Source organism: Companilactobacillus alimentarius DSM 20249, from assembly GCF_002849895.1.
Classification (GTDB): Bacteria; Bacillota; Bacilli; order Lactobacillales; family Lactobacillaceae; genus Companilactobacillus; species Companilactobacillus alimentarius.
In genome coordinates this window covers 690,202-712,757 of the sequence record NZ_CP018867.1, presented here as the reverse complement: position 1 = coordinate 712,757, position 22,556 = coordinate 690,202, and the positions used below count along the sequence as shown (strand labels likewise).

At 32.8% G+C, this 22,556-nt stretch carries 18 protein-coding genes; 10 read left to right on the top strand and 8 right to left on the bottom strand.

The genetic code is table 11. The annotated features are described in order from the left end of the window. Positions 1 to 24 precede the first annotated feature (24 nt). The gene (locus LA20249_RS03465; protein WP_057740357.1) at positions 25 to 1,377 is read right to left on the bottom strand and encodes an FAD-dependent oxidoreductase; all 1,353 of its coding nucleotides are present in this window, start codon (positions 1,375 to 1,377) and stop codon (positions 25 to 27) included. Between the two features lie 146 nt (positions 1,378 to 1,523). On the opposite strand from LA20249_RS03465, the gene LA20249_RS03460 reads away from it, so the two are divergent. From LA20249_RS03460 to LA20249_RS03445, 4 genes are all read left to right on the top strand, one after another. Further along, the gene (locus LA20249_RS03460) at positions 1,524 to 2,225 is read left to right on the top strand and encodes an EAL domain-containing protein (protein WP_083477985.1); all 702 of its coding nucleotides are present in this window, start codon (positions 1,524 to 1,526) and stop codon (positions 2,223 to 2,225) included. Positions 2,226 to 2,340: 115 nt separating this feature from the next. Further along, positions 2,341 to 2,838 (top strand): VanZ family protein, encoded by a 498-nt coding sequence (locus LA20249_RS03455; protein WP_057740360.1) that lies wholly within the window; start codon positions 2,341 to 2,343, stop codon positions 2,836 to 2,838. Next, positions 2,838 to 3,569: a sulfite exporter TauE/SafE family protein gene (locus tag LA20249_RS03450; protein ID WP_057740362.1), complete on the top strand. Its 732-nt coding sequence runs from the start codon at positions 2,838 to 2,840 to the stop codon at positions 3,567 to 3,569. The genes LA20249_RS03455 and LA20249_RS03450 overlap by 1 nt, the downstream gene beginning before the upstream one ends. 79 nt (positions 3,570 to 3,648) lie before the next feature. Then, on the top strand, positions 3,649 to 5,271 hold the full coding sequence (locus LA20249_RS03445; protein WP_057740364.1) for an ABC-F family ATP-binding cassette domain-containing protein: 1,623 nt from the start codon (positions 3,649 to 3,651) through the stop codon (positions 5,269 to 5,271). Positions 5,272 to 5,336: 65 nt separating this feature from the next. On the opposite strand, the gene LA20249_RS03440 is transcribed toward LA20249_RS03445, so the two are convergent. Both LA20249_RS03440 and LA20249_RS03435 read right to left on the bottom strand, forming a co-directional pair. Beyond that, entirely contained in the window at positions 5,337 to 6,224 is an 888-nt protein-coding gene (locus tag LA20249_RS03440; protein ID WP_335583116.1) for an IS3 family transposase, read from the bottom strand. An 8-nt stretch (positions 6,225 to 6,232) separates the two neighbouring features. Further along, positions 6,233 to 6,766 (bottom strand): helix-turn-helix domain-containing protein, encoded by a 534-nt coding sequence (locus tag LA20249_RS03435; protein ID WP_101836851.1) that lies wholly within the window; start codon positions 6,764 to 6,766, stop codon positions 6,233 to 6,235. 340 nt (positions 6,767 to 7,106) lie between these two features. On the opposite strand from LA20249_RS03435, the gene LA20249_RS03430 reads away from it, so the two are divergent. The 4 genes from LA20249_RS03430 (at position 7,107) to LA20249_RS03415 (ending at position 14,285) form a co-directional block, all read left to right on the top strand. After that, positions 7,107 to 10,580 (top strand): hypothetical protein, encoded by a 3,474-nt coding sequence (locus tag LA20249_RS03430; protein WP_057739819.1) that lies wholly within the window; start codon positions 7,107 to 7,109, stop codon positions 10,578 to 10,580. Beyond that, on the top strand, positions 10,570 to 12,627 hold the full coding sequence (locus tag LA20249_RS03425) for a hypothetical protein (RefSeq protein ID WP_057739817.1): 2,058 nt from the start codon (positions 10,570 to 10,572) through the stop codon (positions 12,625 to 12,627). The genes LA20249_RS03430 and LA20249_RS03425 overlap by 11 nt, the downstream gene beginning before the upstream one ends. A 143-nt stretch (positions 12,628 to 12,770) precedes the next feature. After that, complete coding sequence (locus tag LA20249_RS03420; protein ID WP_057739815.1) at positions 12,771 to 13,280, top strand: VanZ family protein; 510 nt, start codon at positions 12,771 to 12,773, stop codon at positions 13,278 to 13,280. 126 nt (positions 13,281 to 13,406) lie between these two features. Beyond that, positions 13,407 to 14,285: an alpha/beta hydrolase gene (locus tag LA20249_RS03415; protein WP_371861823.1), complete on the top strand. Its 879-nt coding sequence runs from the start codon at positions 13,407 to 13,409 to the stop codon at positions 14,283 to 14,285. Between the two features lie 32 nt (positions 14,286 to 14,317). Here the strand turns inward: LA20249_RS03415 and LA20249_RS03410 are convergent, their stop codons facing one another. Continuing rightward, positions 14,318 to 15,166, bottom strand: a complete 849-nt coding sequence (locus LA20249_RS03410) for a sensor histidine kinase (RefSeq protein WP_235806789.1) — start codon at positions 15,164 to 15,166, stop codon at positions 14,318 to 14,320. Between the two features lie 70 nt (positions 15,167 to 15,236). Beyond that, complete coding sequence (locus LA20249_RS03405; protein ID WP_057739813.1) at positions 15,237 to 15,905, bottom strand: response regulator transcription factor; 669 nt, start codon at positions 15,903 to 15,905, stop codon at positions 15,237 to 15,239. A gap of 141 nt (positions 15,906 to 16,046) precedes the next feature. Here LA20249_RS03405 and LA20249_RS03400 point away from each other — a divergent pair, with 141 nt between their 5' ends. After that, positions 16,047 to 16,958 (top strand): ABC transporter ATP-binding protein, encoded by a 912-nt coding sequence (locus LA20249_RS03400; protein ID WP_057739811.1) that lies wholly within the window; start codon positions 16,047 to 16,049, stop codon positions 16,956 to 16,958. Then, positions 16,951 to 17,718 (top strand): ABC transporter permease, encoded by a 768-nt coding sequence (locus LA20249_RS11655; protein ID WP_146983790.1) that lies wholly within the window; start codon positions 16,951 to 16,953, stop codon positions 17,716 to 17,718. Before LA20249_RS03400 ends, LA20249_RS11655 begins: the two co-directional genes overlap by 8 nt. A gap of 58 nt (positions 17,719 to 17,776) precedes the next feature. Here LA20249_RS11655 and LA20249_RS03390 read toward each other — a convergent pair whose 3' ends face one another. The 3 genes from LA20249_RS03390 to LA20249_RS03380 all read right to left on the bottom strand — a co-directional run bounded on the left by LA20249_RS03390 (position 17,777) and on the right by LA20249_RS03380 (position 22,365). Continuing rightward, positions 17,777 to 18,529 carry an ABC transporter permease gene (locus LA20249_RS03390; RefSeq protein WP_057739809.1) on the bottom strand — a complete coding sequence of 251 codons (753 nt, stop codon included), beginning with the start codon at positions 18,527 to 18,529 and terminating at the stop codon, positions 17,777 to 17,779. Beyond that, the gene (locus LA20249_RS03385) at positions 18,526 to 19,431 is read right to left on the bottom strand and encodes an ABC transporter ATP-binding protein (protein WP_057739807.1); all 906 of its coding nucleotides are present in this window, start codon (positions 19,429 to 19,431) and stop codon (positions 18,526 to 18,528) included. The genes LA20249_RS03390 and LA20249_RS03385 overlap by 4 nt, the downstream gene beginning before the upstream one ends. 162 nt (positions 19,432 to 19,593) lie before the next feature. Next, complete coding sequence (locus LA20249_RS03380; RefSeq protein ID WP_057739805.1) at positions 19,594 to 22,365, bottom strand: cation-translocating P-type ATPase; 2,772 nt, start codon at positions 22,363 to 22,365, stop codon at positions 19,594 to 19,596. Positions 22,366 to 22,556 lie beyond the last annotated feature (191 nt).

The window sequence follows — 22,556 nt, the reverse complement described above, 5'->3', positions numbered from 1 at the left end:
GAGATCGTACTGAACTTTTTAAATTCATTTATTATTGGTTAATTCTTTATCGATTGCTTTTTGAGCTACCAGATTAAGATAATTAAATGGTTCATCAAAATTAGGGGAGAAGAGCATATCGACATAAGCTAATTCGTCAATAGTATTATTATTTTGAATAATTACGGAAACGGTGTTGGCTGACTGTGAAATTTCATGTTTACTCATTAATTGGGCGCCCAAAACGCGACGACTTATTCGATCGTAAATCAAATCAATACTGATTTGATTATTGGTAGGCATAAAATTAGGACGATAATTACTCGTAAAGAAAACATGTTGAGCATCAAAAATGGACTTTTGAGCGGCTCTAAAGGTCAAACCTGTACAAGCAACTGTATGCCCAAAAATCAACATACCAGTGGTAGCTTGAGTTCCCATTGATTTCATGCGTCGTTTGAACAGATTCATACCTGCAATATTTCCCTGGCGAATTGCATGTGAAGCTAGAGGAATATACTTGGTATTGAGTGTTGGATTATAATGTACTTGAGTCACATCTCCAGCCGCAAAAATGTCAGGGTTGGAAGTTTCCATGTACTGATTAGTAATAATAGCACCATTCTTAGCGATTTGAACTTGTCCCTTCAAGAGGTCCGATTGAGGTAAGACACCAGGACAAATCGCAACCATATCAACTAGATATTCATTCTGTTTGGTTGTAATCTTAATTTGATTATCACTAGTATCATCAAAGCGGGTGACAGTAGTATCGGTTAGGACGGATACGCCGTTTTTCTTTAAAAGACTTTTTACGTTGTTGGAAATGTTGGAATCCATATATTCGTCTAAAAGTTGTTTATTTCTTTGAAAGAGGACAACTTCATGCCCTGATTTAACGAATCCTTCTGCCATTTCGACACCAGCATATCCTCCGCCAAGGATACCAATAATATGGCGTCCTTTAGCTGCTTCGTGTAACTTTTGAGCTTGATTGCGGGTTTTGCAGAGCATAACTTTAGGATTTTCGATACCTGCAATGACAGGAATTGAAGTGATTGAGCCAGTTGCCATGATTAACTTATCGTATTTATCATGGACGAATTCTTTAGTTTTAAGATCTTGTGCCAGGATGGTGTGGGCCTGTGGATCAATTTTGATGACATCATGTTCCATTTGCATTTTGACACCTTTTTTAACGAATTCCTCAGGATTAGCGTAGGAAACATCACCTAGGTCGTCAACGCTACCTCCAATGTGTAGATAAGTTGCACAAGATAGGTATGAAATATCTTTGGAACGCTCACAGACAGTAATTTCCGTCTGAGGATAATACTTTAGACACTGATTCATCGCAGCAATACCGGCATGAGTACATCCTATTATGGCCACTTTCATTCAATTATCACGACTTCTCTATTATTATATTTATTTATATTCATTTATAATTCATTCTTCCGTGTTTATTATATACTATAAAGTATAGTCATTTGTATTAAAAAGGTTAAAAATTTAGCTTCTACTTAGAAGGGCGATGGGATAAATTGAGACCAATTTATCGATACTTTGTACAGCCACAAATTGATGTTCGGACAAAGACAATTTTTGGCTATGAATTATTAATTAAACAGTTGACTCCAGAGGGGTGGCGCTTGCCTAAATCATTTATTGATATTGATTTACAAGTAAACGCGGCTTTGTTAGTGAAGACTACTAAAATTTTAGGGATGAAAGTGCAATATTGTTCGGTCAATGTCAATCGAGAGCAGTTGATGGATACGCAAATGGCTAGGGCAATTATCAAGAGTCAGATGCAACTTTATCCAACTAAATTGGTGGTGGAATTAACTGAAGAAAAAGGGCCAAGAGAATACCCTGATGCGAAATTAGTTCCTTATTTACGCAAATTTATGGAACATGGAATGCAGATTTCATTAGATGATGTCGGAACGGGTGATAATGACTATGAAAATATTAAAGATCTTTTGCCTCTAGCCTCAGAGATTAAGTTTGCCTTGCAGAATTTTCGTTCCAATATTGAGAATCCACACTTGCGAGAAAAATTACGGGCTTGGAAGGGTATCAGTCAAGAATTCGGTCAACGTTTGATCCTTGAAGGAATTGAAAATTCTGATGATGATCAGATGAGCAATCGACTAGGAATTGATTTACGCCAAGGCTATTATTATGGCAAACCAGAATTATTGCCTTTAATTGGTGATTCTAAAGTGATTAAAGGATTTTAAAAGATGATCAATGGTACCTTGATGTATTTTCAGATGCATTAGGGTACTTTTTTTAGTTGGGTATAAGTATTATGATAGAACCTATTTGATAAATTAGAAGAAGAGGTGGTAACAAGTGCGTTGGATACCGGCGTTATTCATTGTTCTTTTGGTAGGGGTCAGTGGTTTGGACATTGCTATCAATTTTAAAAAAATTCAACATCCACGTTTTATGATTCTCTCGTGGTTATATACAATGTGTTTGTTAGCAGTTTTATTTATGCCAATTGCTTCTAATGGTTTGGTGATTCATTTGACGACACCAAGGGTTGGCCGCGTTAATTTACAGGAATTACAGTTGACTAATCTCGAGTTTGTAGAAAATATTATTATGACTGTACCGTTAGGTGTGATTATAAAGAAATATTTTTCAAAGTTACCATTAACCTTAATCGCTATCTTAGGAATTATTTTGAGTGGCAGTTTTGAAACAGTTCAGTATGTATTGTCACATCTCTTCTTAATAAATCGAACCAGTGATATCAATGATGTGATTTCAAATACCTTGGGGATAGTTATTGGGGCAATTTTGATGTTGCTTTATCGATATTTTAAAACTAAAGGGGAAAACTAGTGAGTTGGATAGTTATTATAATCTTAGCGGCATTATTAGCCGGATTCGTTCAAGGGGTGACCGGATTTGGCTCAGGTATCGTCATGATGATTTTTCTACCACATTTGTTGCCAATCAATCAAAGTGCTGGAGTTTCAACTTTGACCATGTTAGTAGCGACAATCATGTTGGCTTGGCGTTATCGAAAATTTTTGAAGTGGCGCCAATTAGTAGTTCCATTCTTAATTTATATTGTCATGGCAATATCTTCACTTTATTTAAGTAGTGTCTTGGCAAGTGGATATTTAAAATTATTATTAGGTTTATTGTTGGTAATCTTGTCAATCTATTATTCTATAATGAATTGGAAATCAATCACGATAAAGGCGATACCAACTTTGATAATGGTGATCTTTGCGTTAATTTCAGGATTTTTCAATGGGATGTTTGGTATCGGTGGTCCGCTGATGGCACTGTATTTTTTGACCATTTCAGATTCCAAAGAGAATTACTTAGCTAATTTGCAAACCTTCTTTTTATTAGATACATTTGTGATGACAAGTTTACGTTTTAGTACGGGAATTTTGAAGGCAGATAATTTGAAATTTGTTATTATCGGTATTATTGGAGCTATTATGGGGACGCTGTTAGCTAATCGTTTAGTAACACACTTAAATATTAGATTAATGAAAATTTTTATTTATTTGTTTATTGGATTAAGTGGGATCTATTATTTATTTACGGCTATTTGAAAGAAACAATTACTTGCGTACTGTGAAAATAGTCCGTATAATGCAGTTTAACTATGTTTAAGAAATGAGGATTATATATTTGATTACTGTAAGTAACGTTAGTTTGCACTTTGCCGATCGTAAGTTATTCGAGGATGTAAATATTAAGTTTGCCCCGGGCAATTGTTATGGTTTGATTGGTGCAAATGGTGCCGGTAAATCAACTTTTCTAAAAGTATTGTCTGGTGAAATCACGCCATCCACTGGTTCTGTTAAATTAGGACCTAATGAACGCTTAGCAACATTAAAGCAAAATCATTTTGATTACGATGATTATACTGTTATGGAAACAGTTTTGATGGGACACGCTGATTTGTATAAAATCATGCAAGAAAAAGATGCCATCTATATGAAACCTGACTTTAATGAAGAAGATGGTTTAAAAGCAGCCGATTTGGAAACCAAATTTGGTGAAATGGGTGGCTGGGAAGCAGAAGGTGAAGCTTCTCAAATGCTTCAAGGCTTGAATATTCCTGAAAATTTGCACCAAGAGAAAATGTCTACTTTGACTGCTGGCCAAAAGATTAAAGTTCTGTTAGCTCAAGCTCTCTTTGGTCAACCAGATGTTTTGTTATTGGATGAGCCCACTAATGGACTAGATGTCGATTCAATTGACTGGTTGGAAGACTTTTTAATTAATTTTGAAAATACTGTTATCGTCGTATCCCATGACCGTTACTTTTTAAATAAGGTTTGTACATACATGGCTGACCTTGATTACAGTAAGATTCAGCTTTATGCCGGTAACTATGATTTCTGGCAACAATCTTCACAGTTGGCTCAACAAATGAAGCAAGATCAAAATTCCAAGAAGGAAGAAAAAATCAAGGAATTACAAGATTTCATTGCTCGTTTCTCAGCCAATGCTTCCAAGTCAAAACAGGCTACTTCACGTAAGAAAATGTTGGATAAAATCACTCTAGATGACATTCAACCAAGTTCACGTCGTTACCCGTTTATTAAGTTTGTACCTAATCGTGAAATTGGAAATGACTTACTACAAGTAAAAGATTTGACGATTTCCATTGATGGAAAAACAATTTTGAAGAATGTTAATTTTATTTTAAATAAAGATGATAAAGTAGCTTTCTTAGCTAAGAATGACATGGTAACAACTGCTTTATTCAAAGTTTTGACAGGTGAGTTAGAGCCAGATTCAGGTACAGTAACTTGGGGTGTCACAACTAGTCAAGCTTATTTGCCAAAAGACTTTAATGCAATGTTTAATGAAGATACACCAATTATTGATTGGTTACGTCAGTTCGCTGAAAAGGGTGAAGATGATGATACTTTCTTGCGTGGCTTTTTAGGACGAATGTTGTTCTCTGGCGATGATGTTACGAAAAAAGTTAACGTCCTTTCTGGTGGCGAAAAAGTTCGGGTCATGTTGTCGAAGATGATGCTGTTAAAAGCTAATGTTTTACTACTTGATGATCCAACTAACCATTTAGATTTGGAATCTATTACAGCTTTGAACGATAGTTTGATAGATTACAAAGGTTCAATCATGTTTGCCTCTCATGATCATCAATTTATTCAGACTATTGCCAATCGTTTGATTTATCTGACAGAAAACGGTGTAGTCGATCGAGCTGATACGACTTATGATGAATTTAGAAACAATGAACAGATTGAAGCACAAATTGCTGAATTAGATAAATAAGATAATCAAAGAATCCTGATTCTGGAATAAAGTGCAACACAAAAGTTAGACAAAATTGAATATTGTTAAGCTGATAAGGCATGTTCCCTGTATTCGCGGGGAGTCATGCCTTTTGTTTTTCTTGAGATGCGTCGATTGTTAAACCAATCGACGTACTCCTTAGAAAGTTTCCTAAATTCTTTCATATCTTTACAAGGTGGAAATCCATTGAGACATTCTGTTTTGAATAGATGAAAGAAACTTTCGATTGGCGCATTGTCGAGACAATTTCCTTTGCGAGACATGCTCTGTATAAATCCATCTTCAGAAAGCCTATCAGTATAATAATTTAGTTGATAATGCCAGCCTTGATCTGAATGTATCACTGGGTTGCTTCCTTTAGGTATAACTGTCGTTAATTCATTTAATGTATCCATAATTAATTTACTATTGGGACTATTACTTACTTGGAACGCTAGAACTTCTTTGCTTGCCTCGTCGGTAATTGCGGAAACATAAGCCCATTCGTTATCCCTTAAACGAACTTGTGTGACATCTGTATGCAGGACTTTAAAGGGCTCAGTTTCATTAAACTGTTGATGTAAAATGTTGTGTGCGACCTTTCCAACAGTTCCTTTATATGAGGAATACTTTCCATTTTTATGACGATTATAAAGATTTACTTGAACATTTAACTCATTCATCAAGCGACGAGCTACGGCATCTGCTATGTGAATATCTAGTTTAATTAATCCTTCTTGTACGCGACGATAACCGTAGGTTAGGCGTCCACGACATTTTCCACTTTCAGTAATTTTTAATATTTCAGTTTTTATATCTTTGTACTTATCTACATGATTTTTGATATGTTTACGCTCATCATGGTAAGTGGCCTTTTTAAGTCCAATGGCCTTAAGAATATCGCCTATCTTATACCGTTCTGCTTTTGGAAGAGACTCTTGTTCTACCCTGATCTGATCAACTATTTGTGTTTTTTTGCGTCCTTTGAAGTTCCGAACAGGGTCATTGATTTTTTTAAAATATCATTCTCCAACTTTGTGTCATATAATTCTTGATTCTTCTTTGCGAGTTCCTCGCGAAGTTGATCTAATTCATTCTTGTTTATTAAATGACGTAATTTCTTTTTATCATTTTTCACTTTGGATTTTCTGCCTTTCGGATGAGACTTCAAGGCTTCTATGCCATGTTTATTGAATGCCGTTCTCCAGGAACTAATCTGACACTTGTTAACATCAAATCTGGCGGATACTTCAGCTAAAGTTTCATCATGAGTTTGATAGTAGTTTATCACATCAATTTTAAATTCAGCTGAAAAGCTCCGTTTAGTTTTTTTTCGCTTAAGCGAGTCTACGCCGCTTAAGCGATATTTTTGAATCCAGAAACTGACTTGCCGTTTAGGTAAATTATGTTTCTCTGAGAGACTTTGCATGCTGGTTCTACCTTGGAGGTATTCACCAACAACCTCTGCCTTTAATTTTGAACTGTATTTAACCATATAAAAAGCGCTCCATAACTGTTAGATTTCTTGTCTAACAATTATGAAGCACTTTAGAAAAGAATCGGGATTTTTTTTTGACGTATAAATTTATATTAAATTAATTTAGAAATTAATGATCTGAAAAATGATAATAATGGAAACACATTATCCTTCAATAGTGGTGGGAATTCATTGAATAAATAATATTAATTTGCTTTAATGACATTTGTTAGTACAGAATAAAGAGCAAAAAATTATAAGTAAATAATATTTTCTGTGAGGTGAATATAAAATCAATTATACGGATTTTGAAAATATTTATCATGAAATAACAAAAGAAAAAAAGAAAAATAAATTATTGTTTTTAGATGCCCCTACGGGTAGTGGGAAATCACATAGTGTTATTGAATTTGCATGTAAACGTGCCAGGATTGATTCTTCATTTAAATTCTTTTTTGTTACAGATCAAAAAAAGAATTTGCAGCGAGACAAATTTCGAGATTTTTGGGAGAAGGGAAGGTCAAATGATGACGATCCTCATGACTATGAAAAAATAGCGGTTATTAGATCTATTAAAGACACGACTAATATCATAAAATCTACATTTGCTGATTTGGAAAAAATTTTTAAAGATAATGAGGTTGAGTTGGCATTCAAAAAATTAAAGGATATTTCTGATCTTGTTGAAGTAATAGATTCGAAAGATGAAAATAATGGCATTTGGAAAAATTTAAAGAATGTCGAATATGATTTTAGAAAAGCTTTATTCAAAAGACTTTTATTTGAATCTGACGGCACAGAAGGTAGCATGCTAGATATAGAATGTCAAAATAAGGTAAAAAGATTTTTGGCGAATGATGAAACAGGACTTAGCAATTGGTTTTATAAGGTATATCCGACAATTGATTTAGAAAGATATCAAATTTATCTATGTACTACTGATAAATTTATTAGAAGTTATACAACATTTTTTGAGAAAAATGGAAAATCTTTTTTATATTCGAAAATGATAGAAAAATCACTTGTGGTTTTTGATGAGGTAGATAGTACTAAGAAAAAAATATTGGATAAAATAATTGATGACTCATTAAAGATAGAGGTTGATTTGATAGCCTTGTTTCGAAATATTTTTAAGGGAATTGAGATTATTAAAAATGAACTTCCGGATAGTCTTAAGGAAATCATAACTAGTGAGGACAATTATAAAGATTTGGTTAATAATTCCAAAGCTATAAATAAGCAATTTTTCTTGTCCTATTTGTATAAGATGAAAAGAGATCCTAGTAAATATGGAGAAGATAATTTTCTGATTCACGCCTCACTACACACATTAATCAGCGATAATGCAAAATGGTATTCGCACTTTAGCTCAGTAAAAAATCAGGTCTTAATTGATAATGATAGATCTAATGATTTAGGTTTTGAAAATATGTTACGAAGAACATCCAACTTTATAAAATCATTTAATCGTCTGATTCTAAAATGTGCTATTAAATATGTGGAGTTAAGTAATACTCATCGTGAGGACAATGAGAATGGAATGGATGAGGAGAATGCATTTTTCACCATATATAGGGCTTTAGGTTTAGAAGATGTGCAAATTCGAATGTTGAGAAATATCGAAGTCGATTTTGGCAATAAATTTAATAAAAAAAGTTCTAATGAATTACAGAAGTTCAAAGTGGAAGATTATCGAGAATTTCAAAAGAAGGGCATAACATTATACTATTTTAAGGATTCAGACAAACATGATTTACAGACAGAAATTAATGCTTCTATTATTAATGCCACACCAGAAAAATTTCTTATAGCTTTGACTAAAAAATGTATGGTTTTGGGATTATCAGCCACTTCGCAAATGCCAACAGTTTTGGATAATTATGATCTGGAATTTTTGAAATCTGAATTGGGCGACAAATTTATAAAAGATGGAAGAAGGTTTTTAACAGAAGAGACCTTAAAAGAATTCGATTATCATACGCGTTATAAAAATCAAGGGATTAAAATAAAAGTCGCAATGGTAGGAGCTGATAACTCTATTGAATCAATTTTAAGGGAGCATTCAGACATTATAGGAAATTACGATCAAAGTATGGTAAATGAACTTAACTCTAAATTACAAGAGACACTTAATAGAATATCCAAAGGAGATAACGAAAAAAAAGAGGGGAATCAAGATTATTTTAGAAGGAGATACCTCTCTTTATTTGAAAGTTTTATTTATTTCATTAAAGATTCTAAGATCACTTCTTTTTTGGGATTGCAATCTAAATTGCCAGATAATAGTCCTGAAATGTATCGTGATCTAATTGAAGATGTATTTAAAATACTATGTAAACAAATTCTAGGCCCAGATGATGATAAATATCCTAAATTATGTATTATTGCGAAGAATAATATATCAGTTCCAGAACAAATCAAAAAATCTTTGAATTTAGTCGAGAATGGGAAAAGGATTTACTTGTTAAGCGCATATTTGTCAATCGGTGTAGGGCAAAATTTGCAGCATAAAATGACATCATTTGAGAAGAAAATCTCAAAGAATATTTCAATGGATTCTAATAATAATAGCGATCCACGTAATACTGAAATTGATCTAGGAGGTATTTATTTAGGGGAAGTCACTAATATCATAACAAATTTGAGAAATTATAAGTTAGATACGGATGTCTTGAAGTTTGTCTTTGAATTAGAATATTTATTGGATGCAAATGAAATTACGAATTATGAAATAAAAAATATTCTTAATAAAATGGAGAAAAGACGATACATTAAATATCCGCGATATCTACAAAGTGTTGTATCAAGCTTAGTAACAAGAATTATTCAAGCATTGGGAAGAATGAATCGGACTTTTAATAAAATTGAAAATCCATTGGTAGTTGCTAATTATCAAGTTATTAATAATATTAATTACGTGACTCCTCATCGTGAAAGATATAGTCCAGAGTTTCAAGCATTAATGAGTTACAAAGGTGAAGAAAATAATTGGATACAAACGGATAATTCAAAATTAGATAATGCAAATAAAACTGCAAAGACCAGTCGTGATAACAATCAACTCTTAAAAGGATTAAGAAATAGTCCACGATATAGACTTGAATATAATAAAGTACGTGAATTTCTTTTAAAGAATCCCACTGTCAATAAAAAGGAACTAGCAGAAGCTCAAAAAGAGATAAAAAGAAGTTTACAATACTTGAGCAATCCTTATCAAAAAACTGAATATAAAACAAAATGTATTTCCTTGAATGAAGGTGATTTTGATTTTGAGAAGGATAATGAAGCCAATATGATTATTTCTTCGGAATCATCAGGATTGGATATTTGTTTAAAGAATCCTAAAGTTGTTCAGAATTTTAAAGAGCATAATTATCCTTTATTCTGGGGGAAAAAAGATTACATTATTAACCCTATTCAATTTACCCTTTATAAGGGGATTTTAGGGGAAAAAGTAGGTAAAGTGCTTTTTGAGGATATTTTGGATGAAAAACTGGAAGATATTGAGCAGTTAGAGAATACAGAATTATTTGATTATAAAGTTAAAAATAAAGGGATTGTTATTGATTTTAAGAATTGGGGAAATAGTTATTCAGAACGGCAAGATAAAGCTAGAGAGAAAAATACTAAGAAGCTAGATACATTAGAAAATAATACTGGAAAATCCTGGAGAGTAATCATTATAAATATTATTGCACAAGGTGAAAATGAAATAACTACGACTGTCAGTGGGCGTATTATGGAAATCCCCGGATTAATTAATAGTAAAGGAATTGTTAGTTTAGCATCTTCTGATGTGAGAAAGGTAAAGGAATTTTTAATTGAAAGTTGATGAATGGATACAAACTAATAGAACTTCTTACAAATTGAATTATTTGAATTTAAATTTAAAATATGACTTGGCTTGTGTCTGTATAGAAAACTACGATAAGCGTAATTCTCTTTACAAAGTACTTTCTCATATGGACTTTATAACACTGTCTTTAATGTCTAAGAATAGATATTTAATTTTATTCGAAAAAGGTACATTTAAAAAATCCAAAGAAATTGGAGAATTCTATTTTAAAAAAATTAGATTTACTAACGAAATATACTCTAATTGCATTGTTCAATTATTAATCAATCAAATCGCTGGGGATAAAAACTTAAATATTGGTTTTAATAAAACACCCTTACTTTATATTTCTAAGCCAGAATGGGAAAGAAAAAGATTAGATCAGAGATATGCTTTAGAGGTCAAATTAGATTGGAAAAGGAATTTAATTGTAAGAGTAGTTACCTTTACTAAGGCTAAGGAAAATGAACATAATGCGTTTTATTTTTGGAATGACAAGCGTGGATTGATGCAAAGATCTGATTTTTGTCAGGATGATAGTTTATATAAAATTAAAAATCCTTATAGTAATAATAATATAGACTTTGTCGATTTAGGCAGTTTGGAAAAATATGAAAATAGTAAATTAGGGGTAATTAATTTTGTGGTTAACGCATTACAAAAATATTTTGAAGATTTTTTTATTGAAAAATTAAAAATAAAAAAATTTCCAATTGAAAAGCAATGTTTTCCCGGAAGAGGAACTAAATCTCAACGTGATATTTTTGACTATTTTAATGGTGCGAGTATTAATATTTTTTTAAAAGGTGATGATGAGAACAATATTAAATTAATGAACTTTTTTAAAGAGTATAACGATAATTTGTTAGAAAATGTAAATATAACTTTTTCTAATAAACCTTCAAAGGAACTAAATATTCAAATACTGAGAGATGTACGGAAGGATAAAAAAGCTAAAGAGGATTATATAATAGGCTCATCCGACGAAGTCATTCAACATATCACCCCAGATGGATTTGGTAAATTAAGAAATGGTGAATTAAACTATTCTAGTAACAAATCAGAATTTGTTACCACTTTATATAATTTAGCTATAAAAGAAGAAATTAACAGTAAAAAATTAAAATTAATCTCCAAGGATTTAATACAAATCACTAGTAAATATGAATATTTTTGGGTTAATTGGTTGAAAAAAAATGAAGCCATTGTTTATATTGTGAAAATGACAGTTGATTCTGTAGGAAACTTAACCTTTATAGATAAGAAAATTGATTTGAATAATCTTAATATGGATGATGAACTTTCGGAAATCTGTGGGAGTCTGTTCAATGGAAATAATCAGAAGAAAAAATATTTTTTTGATAATATCGAATGTGTCATAAGGAGTAATGGAAATCTTTTTATGATACTTAGAGGTAGTGAACAGGTTATCCCATTTCAAGATGAGATACATCAAAGAGTTAAAAAATCTGATATAAATTCTGTACTTTCCAAAAAGAAAGTTATTAACGATTTGAAGTTCTTGAAAAATGATAGTGAAAGTGAAGAATATATTTCGAAAGCAAATGAAATTATAGTTTATATAAAAGGATTGAAGAAAAGCTATTTAACTATCGGTGAAATTCATGATGAATTGAAAAATCACAGAGAGACTTCTTTTAGAAATAAATTAGTTCGTAATATTTGTAGAGATTTAGAAAATAGATTTGATTACACATTTAATAATTCTGTCCGTCAAAAAGAGCCATATTCATTATTTCCTGGATTTAAAGGGATGGGATTTACTAGAATGGATGGAGAATTGTACTACTATGTGGGAGATATTAATAGTTTGAAAGAAAATATTTCTCGAACAATTAGGTTAAGAAGAATAGTGTTTGTAAATGGAGAGGATATTGATGAATTTGCCAATATCTTTGATGATTTGTCAGGATTGATGAGGGTTCAATATATTAGAAATGGTCAATATACAGTGATTCCATTTCCCGTTAAATACATGAGAGAATATTTTGATTTATGGAGAAGAAGGAATCAGATATTTTAAAGATATGATTTGAGTTCCATTAAATATATAAAACCATAATAACTTCATAATTTAGTCAATTAATTTTAAGCTTGCTTAAATAAATAAGTTTTAAAGTGTAAGTATAAATTAATAAATGACAAGTTATGAAAGGAGCGATTGTTATGCGTTTTATACCTTTATTAGTAATATTAACTATCTCGATAATTAGTGCTTTATTCATCAATCATAATATTGAAAAATTTGAGAAGCGTCATTTCTATCTCATAAGCCTGGTCTATTTGACTTTTCTAGGGATGATTCTCTTTACACCAATCTCATTTGATGGAACATCAGTTTATGTGATGTCAGCGGGGGTTGGACATGTAAATCTGCATCAACTTGATATAATTGATATCGGTTTTGCGGAGAATATCATCTTGACGATTCCTTTAGGTTTTTTGATCAAGAATCTTTTCTCACACGTATCAGTTCTCTCGATGGCCTTTACTGGCTTCATGATTGGTAGTGGAATCGAAACGGCACAGTATTATTTATCACATTTTTTCTTAATCAATCGGACTAGTGATATCAATGACGTTTTGGCTAATGCTCTAGGAATTGTTATTGGAGCGATTTTGATGGTAACTTATGAATATATTGTGAATAGAAAGGCAACTAGATTTGCTAAATAAGATTAAAATGCCGATACGACAGCCATTAATGTGGCAGTGTATCGGCTTTTTTTGAAAATATAATAGTTTGTGTAACGGCTTACTTCTTTTATGCTAAAATTTCAATAGATGGAGGCGTTTACAATAATGAAACAAGAACTTATCGATGAAATTATGCAATTCAGAAAGAGTGCCAAGGATAACGATGATAAACGTGATGCCGGACTTCCAACTGAAGTGAAAGGTGTTAAACGAATTGACAATCTATCTTATGGTCCTGATCCTAAGTGGAACCTTTTGGATCTTTATTTACCTGAGAATGTTGATAAACCAATTCCTACCATTATAAATATTCATGGTGGTGGTTGGTGCTATGGAACGAAGGAGACATATCAGTTCTACGGCTTAAATTGGGCTAAAAAAGGTTTCGCTTTTGTGAACGCTAATTACCGAATAGCACCAGATGTAGTTTTTCCTGAGGAATTAGATGATGTCGATCGTTATATTCATTGGGTGGCAGAACATGCAGCTGAATATGGATTGGATACTCAAAATGTTTTCCTAATCGGAGACAGTGCTGGTGGTCAGATGGCTGAGCAGTATGCGACTATTTTGACAAATGAGTCCTACCGGAAACTGTTCAATTATGAACTGACTGATTTGAATTTTCGAGCATTGGCATTGAATAGCTCAGCTAATTTTGTGCTTGAGTCCCGGGGTGTAACTGAGGCCTATTTCACACCAGAAATAAAGAAGAATCAACGTGAAAAATTAGATACGGAAAAATATATTCAAGAGAACTTCCTACCAACTTATATCTGTACAGCTATTGATGATTTTATTCGAAATAGTTCACTCAAATTCGATGGATTCTTAACTGCTAAAAATGTACCACATATTTGTAAAATGTATGGTGATGAAAAAAATCGTCGCGGACATGTCTTTTTGATTGACCAAAAGGATGAGATTGCCAAAAAAGCAAATGATGATGAATTGGTATTCTTTCAGAAATATCTAATTAAATAAAATTTTTAATAGAAAAAGGCTTCTATAACCGTCTAAACGATTGTAGAAGCCTTTTTTGTCTGTAAGTGTTTGAAAGTTAATTTGACAACAAACTTATTATGATTGGTTTCTAATTTAATTTTGCCACCGAGAGTAGTAACAAGTGATTGGACGATGCTTAATCCCAAACCAATACTTCGATTTGTTCGAGAGTTATCAGCGGTGTAAAAGCGATTGAGTAATTGTGTTCCATCGTTTATTTTTTCGGCTGTCTGGTTTTCAAAGGAAAGTTTAATGATACCACCATCATTATTTAGCATGACACGCATATCGGTCGTAGCGTATTTAAGAATATTGCCAAGAAGGTTTTGAAAAATACGTTTGAATAACATTTCATCACTGTTCACAATGATCTTGGGAGCAATTTCGATTTGGGCATTAATTTTTTTAGCGTTCAATTGGTCATAGTAATTGAATAATTCCCTTTGTAGAACATCTGATAAATTGAATTGAGTAATATTGAGATTCTTGCTCTTTTCTCTGATCAAATTGAAATCCATTAAGTAGTGAAGGTAGTAGTTGACCGAATTGAGGTTATCCTGAACTCTAGTTAAATCTTGTTGATTCTTGCCAGTGCTGTTTTGGTTTAATAGTTGTACATAACCAATCGAGACGGTTAGTGGGGTTTTAATATCATGAGTCAAATTGGTCAACATTTGATTGAATTGCTTATTTTGGATTTCCTGATTTTCTTTTAATTGTTGCTTTTTTTCTAAGTTGAAATTGCAAGCTTGGGCTAACTTTTTGATAACAAGAAGAGTAGTGCTAGTCGTAACTTTACCATTAGTATCATTTTCGTTAATGTAATTCAAATCCTTAGTGATTCGAGAGATATCATGCAATATTAAACCAAGAATTGAAATTAAAATAAGGCAGCTGATTGTCAAAAATATTACTATATTGATATACCTCTCAGACAAAGCGAATGCCAATGCCCCAAATTGAGACAATGTAATTATTACCAGTGGCATTAGCTAATTTGTGACGTAAGTTACTGATGTGAACATTCAAAGTATTGTCGGAACTGTCGAAATATTCTTCATGCCAAATCATTTGGAATAATTGACTTTTTTCATAAACCTGATGGGGATGAGCTAAAAGAATCTGTAACAGATTAAATTCTTTTTTGGATAATACTAAAGATTTATTGTTAGCAGTTACTTCGTGTGTTTGATTGCTTAAGAAGATGTTATCAAAGGACAATAAGTGGTTGTTGTCAGTTTGGTTGTTACGTAATTGCACTGAAATGCGTGCTTGTAATTCAGCAATATCAAAAGGCTTAGTCAAATAATCATTGGCCCCATCGTTAAGCATGGCAACAGTCTTATCCTTATTTTGAATGGCAGTTAGAACGATAATGGGAACTTTTGATTGATGACGAATAATTTTCAAAACGCTTTCGCCGTTAATCTGTGGCAACATCAAGTCCAAAATAATTAAGTCTGGTTGCACCTTCTTAAATTCACTGACGCCATTGATTCCATCAAGAGCTTTATAAACTAAATAATTATCCGACAGTACATCGAATAAAAGTGACTGAATATCCTCATTATCTTCAATTATTAATATTTTTGAGTGCATACTGTAACCTCTAATCGTTCGTTATTTCAATTTTATCGTATGAAAGTGTCGGTTTCTTCAGAATTAATAATTAATTAAGATTTATTTATATCTAAAGTTAAGGAGCAATATTTACTATATTAATTGAAGGGAGGGATTGTTATGACAAAAACAATTTTGTCAGTAGATAATGTCAGTAAGTCATTTGGACGCTATAAAGCTATCGACAATCTAAGTTTTACTTTACAAAAAGGCGATATTTATGGATTGATTGGGGCTAATGGTGCCGGCAAAACAACAATCATGCGTCTAATTACTCAACTGTCACCACTCAAGGTCGGACAAATTGAATTATTTGGTCAAAAAATCAATCAACAGGCACTCAAACACGTTGGAGCAGTTATTGAAACTCCAGCTGCTTTTGATAAATTGACAGTTCAAGAGAATTTAAAATTAGTGGCCATTCAACGTGGCATCAATGATTCTACGAAGATTATGAAAATAGTTCAATTTGTAGGTTTGACGAAGAAATTACACACGAAGGCTAGAAATTTATCGCTTGGTCAAAGGCAACGTTTAGGTTTGGCAATCGCTATTTTACCAGAGCCTGATCTTTTAATTTTAGATGAACCTATCAATGGTCTTGATCCCTCAGGTATTATTGAATTTAGAAAATTATTAGAGAAATTGAATCAAGAAAAACAAGTTACAATCCTAATTTCTAGTCATATTCTGACAGAATTATATCAAGTCTCGACTCGCTTTGGCTTCATTTATAATGGACAATTGGTTAAGAAAATCACTAGAGAAGATTTAGATAAGGTCAATCAATCAGGCTTGATTGTGACGGTCGATAATGTTTCTAAAGCTTCACAACTGATTGATGAAAAATTTTCAGAAAAATTTACAGTTATTGATGATAAGAATATCTTAATTCATTCTTTAGCAATTGATATTCCTAAATTGAATCAAGTATTAGTGGAAAATGGCGTTGCAGTTATAGGTTTAACTAAAGAAGAGAAATCATTGGAAGATTACTATACAAAGCTGATAGGAGGATTCAAGAATGCTTAATCAATTACGAGCTGACTTCTATCGCTTGAGTCACACGATGGGAATCTATCTAACATTATTAGTTACGATTATTTATTCTGCTATTATTACAGGGAAAGAGCTTATTGGTGGAATTATAGTTTCAGACTATTCGATGAAGGAATTAAATTCTATTAAAGTCTGGAGCTTGAAAGATGGTATCAATGCTAGTACATTATCATCTAGTCTATTAGTGTATATTTTCATCGGCATTTTTGTGATGACGATAGGGTATGAATTTAGCCAAAAGACGTATAAAAATACTTTAGTTTCAGGAATTACTCGAACACAATTTATCGTTTCTAAGTATCTTATTATGTTGATTAATATCTTTGCTTTTAGCTTGATTTACTTTTTTACTAGTATTGTGACGGGGATGACATTATCCCGTTCTGTGGGTACAAGTTGGTCGAGTCTGTTAACAATGATTTTTAAAACATCGTTAGTAATTGCTTTCTTTATTAGCGTAATTTTCGAATTAGCAATTCTAGTTTTGCTTTTAACATCATCAATTGTAACAGGATCAGTTTTTATCGTTGCTTTTCCGATTTTAGTGGCAACGCTACATAATATTGCTGACTGGAGTTGGTTGAAATACTTTGACTTCTTTAGTGTTGCATTGAAGATTAGCTTGAAATTAATTCCTAATAATCAACTGTGGAACTATATTTCGATCAGCCTAGTGGTTGTTTTGATAACGATGGTTTTGTCAGTGGTAGTTATTAGAAATAAAGAAATGTAGTAAAAACTAAAGTGTATTCTCCCAAATCATTATGATGACGGAGAATACACTTTTTTTATTAGATTGATTTTTTACAAAAACTATAGATAGCTAAAATAATGAATATTGACATATAAAGAATGTAACCGACGGAAATCTGGGTTAACGAGAGCTGTGTCAGTTGATGCAAGTCATGATTTTGAATTTGTTCACCGAGATTCATCATGTTTAAGGGATTCCACTTGAGCCAGTTGAACTTACTAATCAATCCTAGTAATAATTGATTGAAGATATTAATGACAAAATAGCCAATAAGACCAGTCATTAAAGCTAGATTGGAGTTGTTGATCAATGTTCCTAAAAGGATAACGAGGCTCATCAAAAATATCAGTGTTAAGAAATTGTTTAGACTAGTTAACAACCAAGCTTTCCAGACTGCTTTAGTTAAATCCAATTTATTAGCAAAAATGAACTTGAAGCCTAAGCTAACAACAGAACTACTCAAAAATATAATGATGGTAAAAATTAGCATGGTGATTATTTTACTAATGATGATTTGAATGTATGAAAAATTTCGATAAAGTAGGGAACGTAAAGTGCCGAATTGACGTTCTTTACTTATGATGGTGCTACTGATAGAAATGAAGAAAAATGTTATAAGAAAATCTGAAAGATAATTATTGAGAAAAGCATCTTTATTGGATATAACTTTTGGATATCGCTGGGAACAAAAAACAATTAATAATTGAAAAATAAATAATCCAATCAAAAATATTTGTGTGCCTCGCTGCTTGATATATTTGTATGATTCCTGTCTAATCAACGTTCTCATGCTTTAGTACCTTCTTTATCTAGGACTTGTAGAAGTGATTCTTCAAGATCGCCATCCTGTTGTTTAATATCGTTGATTCTTATACCCTGGGATAACAGTAATTGTAAAAGATTATTGATAGAGAAATTCTTAGTAACTGCGACTGTCAAAATAGATTTATTTACAATTTGATAACGATTCTTTAATAAAATGTCAGTGGCTAATTTATTGTTGTTAGTCTCCAATAAATAAAACTTTCTATTGGCTGATAAAAGTTCATTCATAGTTGTAGCTGTAACAACACTGCCATGATCGATGACGATTACATCGTCAGCTATTCTCTGTAACTCGCTAAGAATGTGACTGGAAATTAGAAAAGTTGTGCCAGTCTTTTTTTCTTGAACAATCAAATCACGCAATTCTTTAGTTGCTTTAGGATCGAGACCATTCATTGGTTCGTCTAAAATAACGAATTGAGGATTGTTCAAAAGAGCTAAACCAACGCCAAGTTTTTGTTTCATTCCTAAAGAGTAACTTTTAGTTTTTTGGTCGGCAAAATGTTCCATCCGTAATTTCTTAATGATATCTTCAACTTTTTTTTCGCGGTTTTGACCAATTGAAAAAAGTTTGAGCTGTTCCCGTCCAGTAAGATAGGGATAGAGTCCGGGATATTCGATTAAGGCTCCGACTGATTGTAAAGGTTGGTGTTGGTTTATGGAGACTTCTTGATTATTAATTGTAATTTTTCCTTGAAAAGACAAAATACCCAAAATAGCCTTCATAATAGTTGTTTTTCCAGCGCCATTAGCACCAATTAATCCAATAATATGTCCCTGTTGAGCGGTGAAATTAATGCTTTTTAAAACTTCTTTATTGCCGAACGATTTATGTAAGTCTTCTATTCTCAAAAATATTGAATTCAAGATCAATGTCCTCGCTTATAGTTTGTTTGTACTAGTACACTAATACAGTATAACAATAATTCTGGATTTGCAATGGAAAAGTAGAACGTAAAATAATATTTGTGCCTAAAATAAAAATAACTAGGCAATCAAGATACGATTGCCTAGTTAATTTCAAGAATTTTATCTATTTTGATGTCTGTATCTAACAATTAATTTCCGTAATTCCTCAATTAAAAAGATGGGAATAGGAATAATGAAGAGAAAGATCCAATCGTTAACTTGTAATGGAGCAGTATTAAAGACGGATTGAATACCGGGTGTATAAACTAGAATTGCTAGAAGCACGATTTCAAAAATAATTCCGGCCCAGACACGGTGGTTACTAAAAATACCTAATTTAAAGACAGAAGTATATTTGCTACGACAGTTTAAAGCGGCAGCAATCTGACAGAAAATGATGGCAGCTAAGGTCATAGTTGTGGCTCGATTATAGCCAATACCACTGGATAATAGATTCTTAACTGGCCAACCGTTTTGAAAGTTGACGAAGAAATAAGCTAGAGTTGAAACTAAAGATGCGATAGCCCCGTACCAAGCGAAGGCTGTCAAAATTAAATGTTTATTTAAAAGATGAGAGTTATGTGCCCGTGGTTTTTGATTCATAATACCGGGTTCAGGTTTCTCAGATCCTAAGCCTAATGCAGGCAACATGTCGGTACCTAGATCAACTGCTAGGATTTGTAGAACAGTCAGTGGTAATGGAATCAAACCACGGCTGAGCAGAAATAGAGCAGAGGGTACGGCTTCGGGAACGTTGGAATTAAAGATATATAATAAGAATTTTTGAATATTGCTGTAGACGGTTCGACCTTCTTCAATCGCAGCAACGATAGAAGCAAAATTATCGTCGGTTAAAATCATATCAGCAGCGTCTTTAGCAACGTCTGTGCCGGTGACACCCATAGCTACACCAATGTTAGCTTTCTTTAAAGCTGGAGCATCATTGACGCCATCGCCAGTTGAAGCCACGATTTTACCCATTTTTTGTAAGGTTGAAACAATCTTATACTTTTGTTCAGGTGCAACTCGAGCGAAAATTACTTCACCTTGTAAAACTTTTTGCAGGTCGTTAGTAGACATCTCATCCAATTGTGACCCTGTGACGACGGTAACCTTATCACTTGTAATACCGATTTTTACGGCAACTGATTTAGCGGTTAATTCGCTATCGCCAGTGACCATAATGATTTTGATACTAGCGTTGTGACACTTCTTAACAGCGTCATAAATTTCTGGACGAGGCGGATCAGCCATGACGGTCAACCCAACGAAAGTCAAATCTTTTTCGGTATTATCAATGTTTAATTGGTCAATTTGTTTTTGATCAGTGTAAGGAATAATTCGATATGCGATTGCTAGGGAACGAAGGCCTTTCGTTGCGTAATTTTTATTAGCTTGGTTAATCTTTGCTTTATCCGCTGAAGTAATTGATTGAGTTTGCCCATTGATTTGAATGTTAGAACATTGCTTCAATAAGTCACTCAGTGAACCCTTAACGGCAATGAAGAGTTTTTGACCATCTTGATGAATAGTGGTCATTCTCTTACGATCAGAATCAAAAGGTAGTTCCTTTAAACGGGGCATTTTTTTCAATTCTGTAGAGGCATCAAAACCGGCTTTTTGAGCCATGATAACCAAGGCAGCTTCCGTCGGTGTACCTAGTATTTTGGGCTTTTGAGAATTGTTAGTAGATTCCACAGTTGTATCGTTGTCAAAAGCCGAAACTCTCAATAATTGTGAAAGGTCAGGACTAGTTTGATAATTGATGTCTTGATGATTTTTTTGAATCTTTCCATTATTGACATATCCTTGACCAGTGACTGTATATTCTCCAGAAGGTAGCCAGATATGATTGACGGTCATTTGATTTTGAGTCAAAGTACCAGTTTTATCAGAACAAATAACGCTAGTTTCACCCAAAGTTTCGACACTGTTTAAGTCTTTTACTAAAGCATGCTTTTTAGCCATTCTTTGAACACCTTGGGCTAATGATAATGTGACCGTTGGTAACAATCCTTCAGGGATAAAGGCTACAATCATCCCTAAAGCAAAAATGAATGATTGTGCTACAGGGTGATGAACGAAGAGGATTGCTGCAATAAAGAAGACAACCCCAACCGCGATCGCAATCATTGAAATCTGTTTAGTTAGCCGATTCAATTCTTGTTGCAGTGGACTGATAGATTTGTTTTGTTTCTGAGTCAATGAAGCAATTTTTCCAAATTCGGTTTTCATACCAGTAGCCAAGGCCACAGCCTTTCCATCACCAGAGCCAATCGTCGTGCCGGCATAGACTAGATTCGATTCTGAAAATTTTCCCTCTCCAGGTGTAAATTTAACAGTTTTAGATTCGGGGACAGTTTCACCAGTTAGAGCTGATTGATCAACTTGAATCGAAGTTGCCTCAAGTAATCGAGCGTCAACTGGAACTGAATTACCAGCTTGTAATTCAAATACGTCGCCTGGGACGATGTCTTTAGCGTCCAGTTGTTTTATTTTTCCATTCCGAAAGACTCTTGTATAAGTTGGCAACATAGCCATTAGTGAGTCGGTCGCTTTAGCAGCTTTATATTCTTGCCAAAAGCTAAAAATACCGTTAATAATGTTGACCAACCAAATGGCGATTCCTAGTTCAACTGATCCGGTTAGGATTGCAATCAAACCACTGATCCAAAGCAAAATTGCCATTAAACTAGCAAAATTTTTAAGAAAGGCTTTAACTTGAGACTTTTGTTTACTGTGATGGATTGTATTGGGCCCATATTTAGTTAACCTTTTTTCAGCTTCTGTTTGATTAAGACCATTTTTAGATGTCTGTAATTTTTCAAATAGTTGTTCGAGTGATCCTTGGGCAAAGTCATTTGTTAATGATTTCGTATCAACTTTTTTCAATTCTTTCACCAGCTTTTAAAATAATGAAAATTATTCAATAATATTCATCAGCTCAATTATAGGTCTGATTAAAAAATTAGTAGAGAGATACACTTAAAAAAATACTTCAAAAAGCAAAAATCAAAATAAAATTAATTACATTTTGATAATTGAAATATCATATACAGAATGTCTTAAGTTTTCCATAAAGG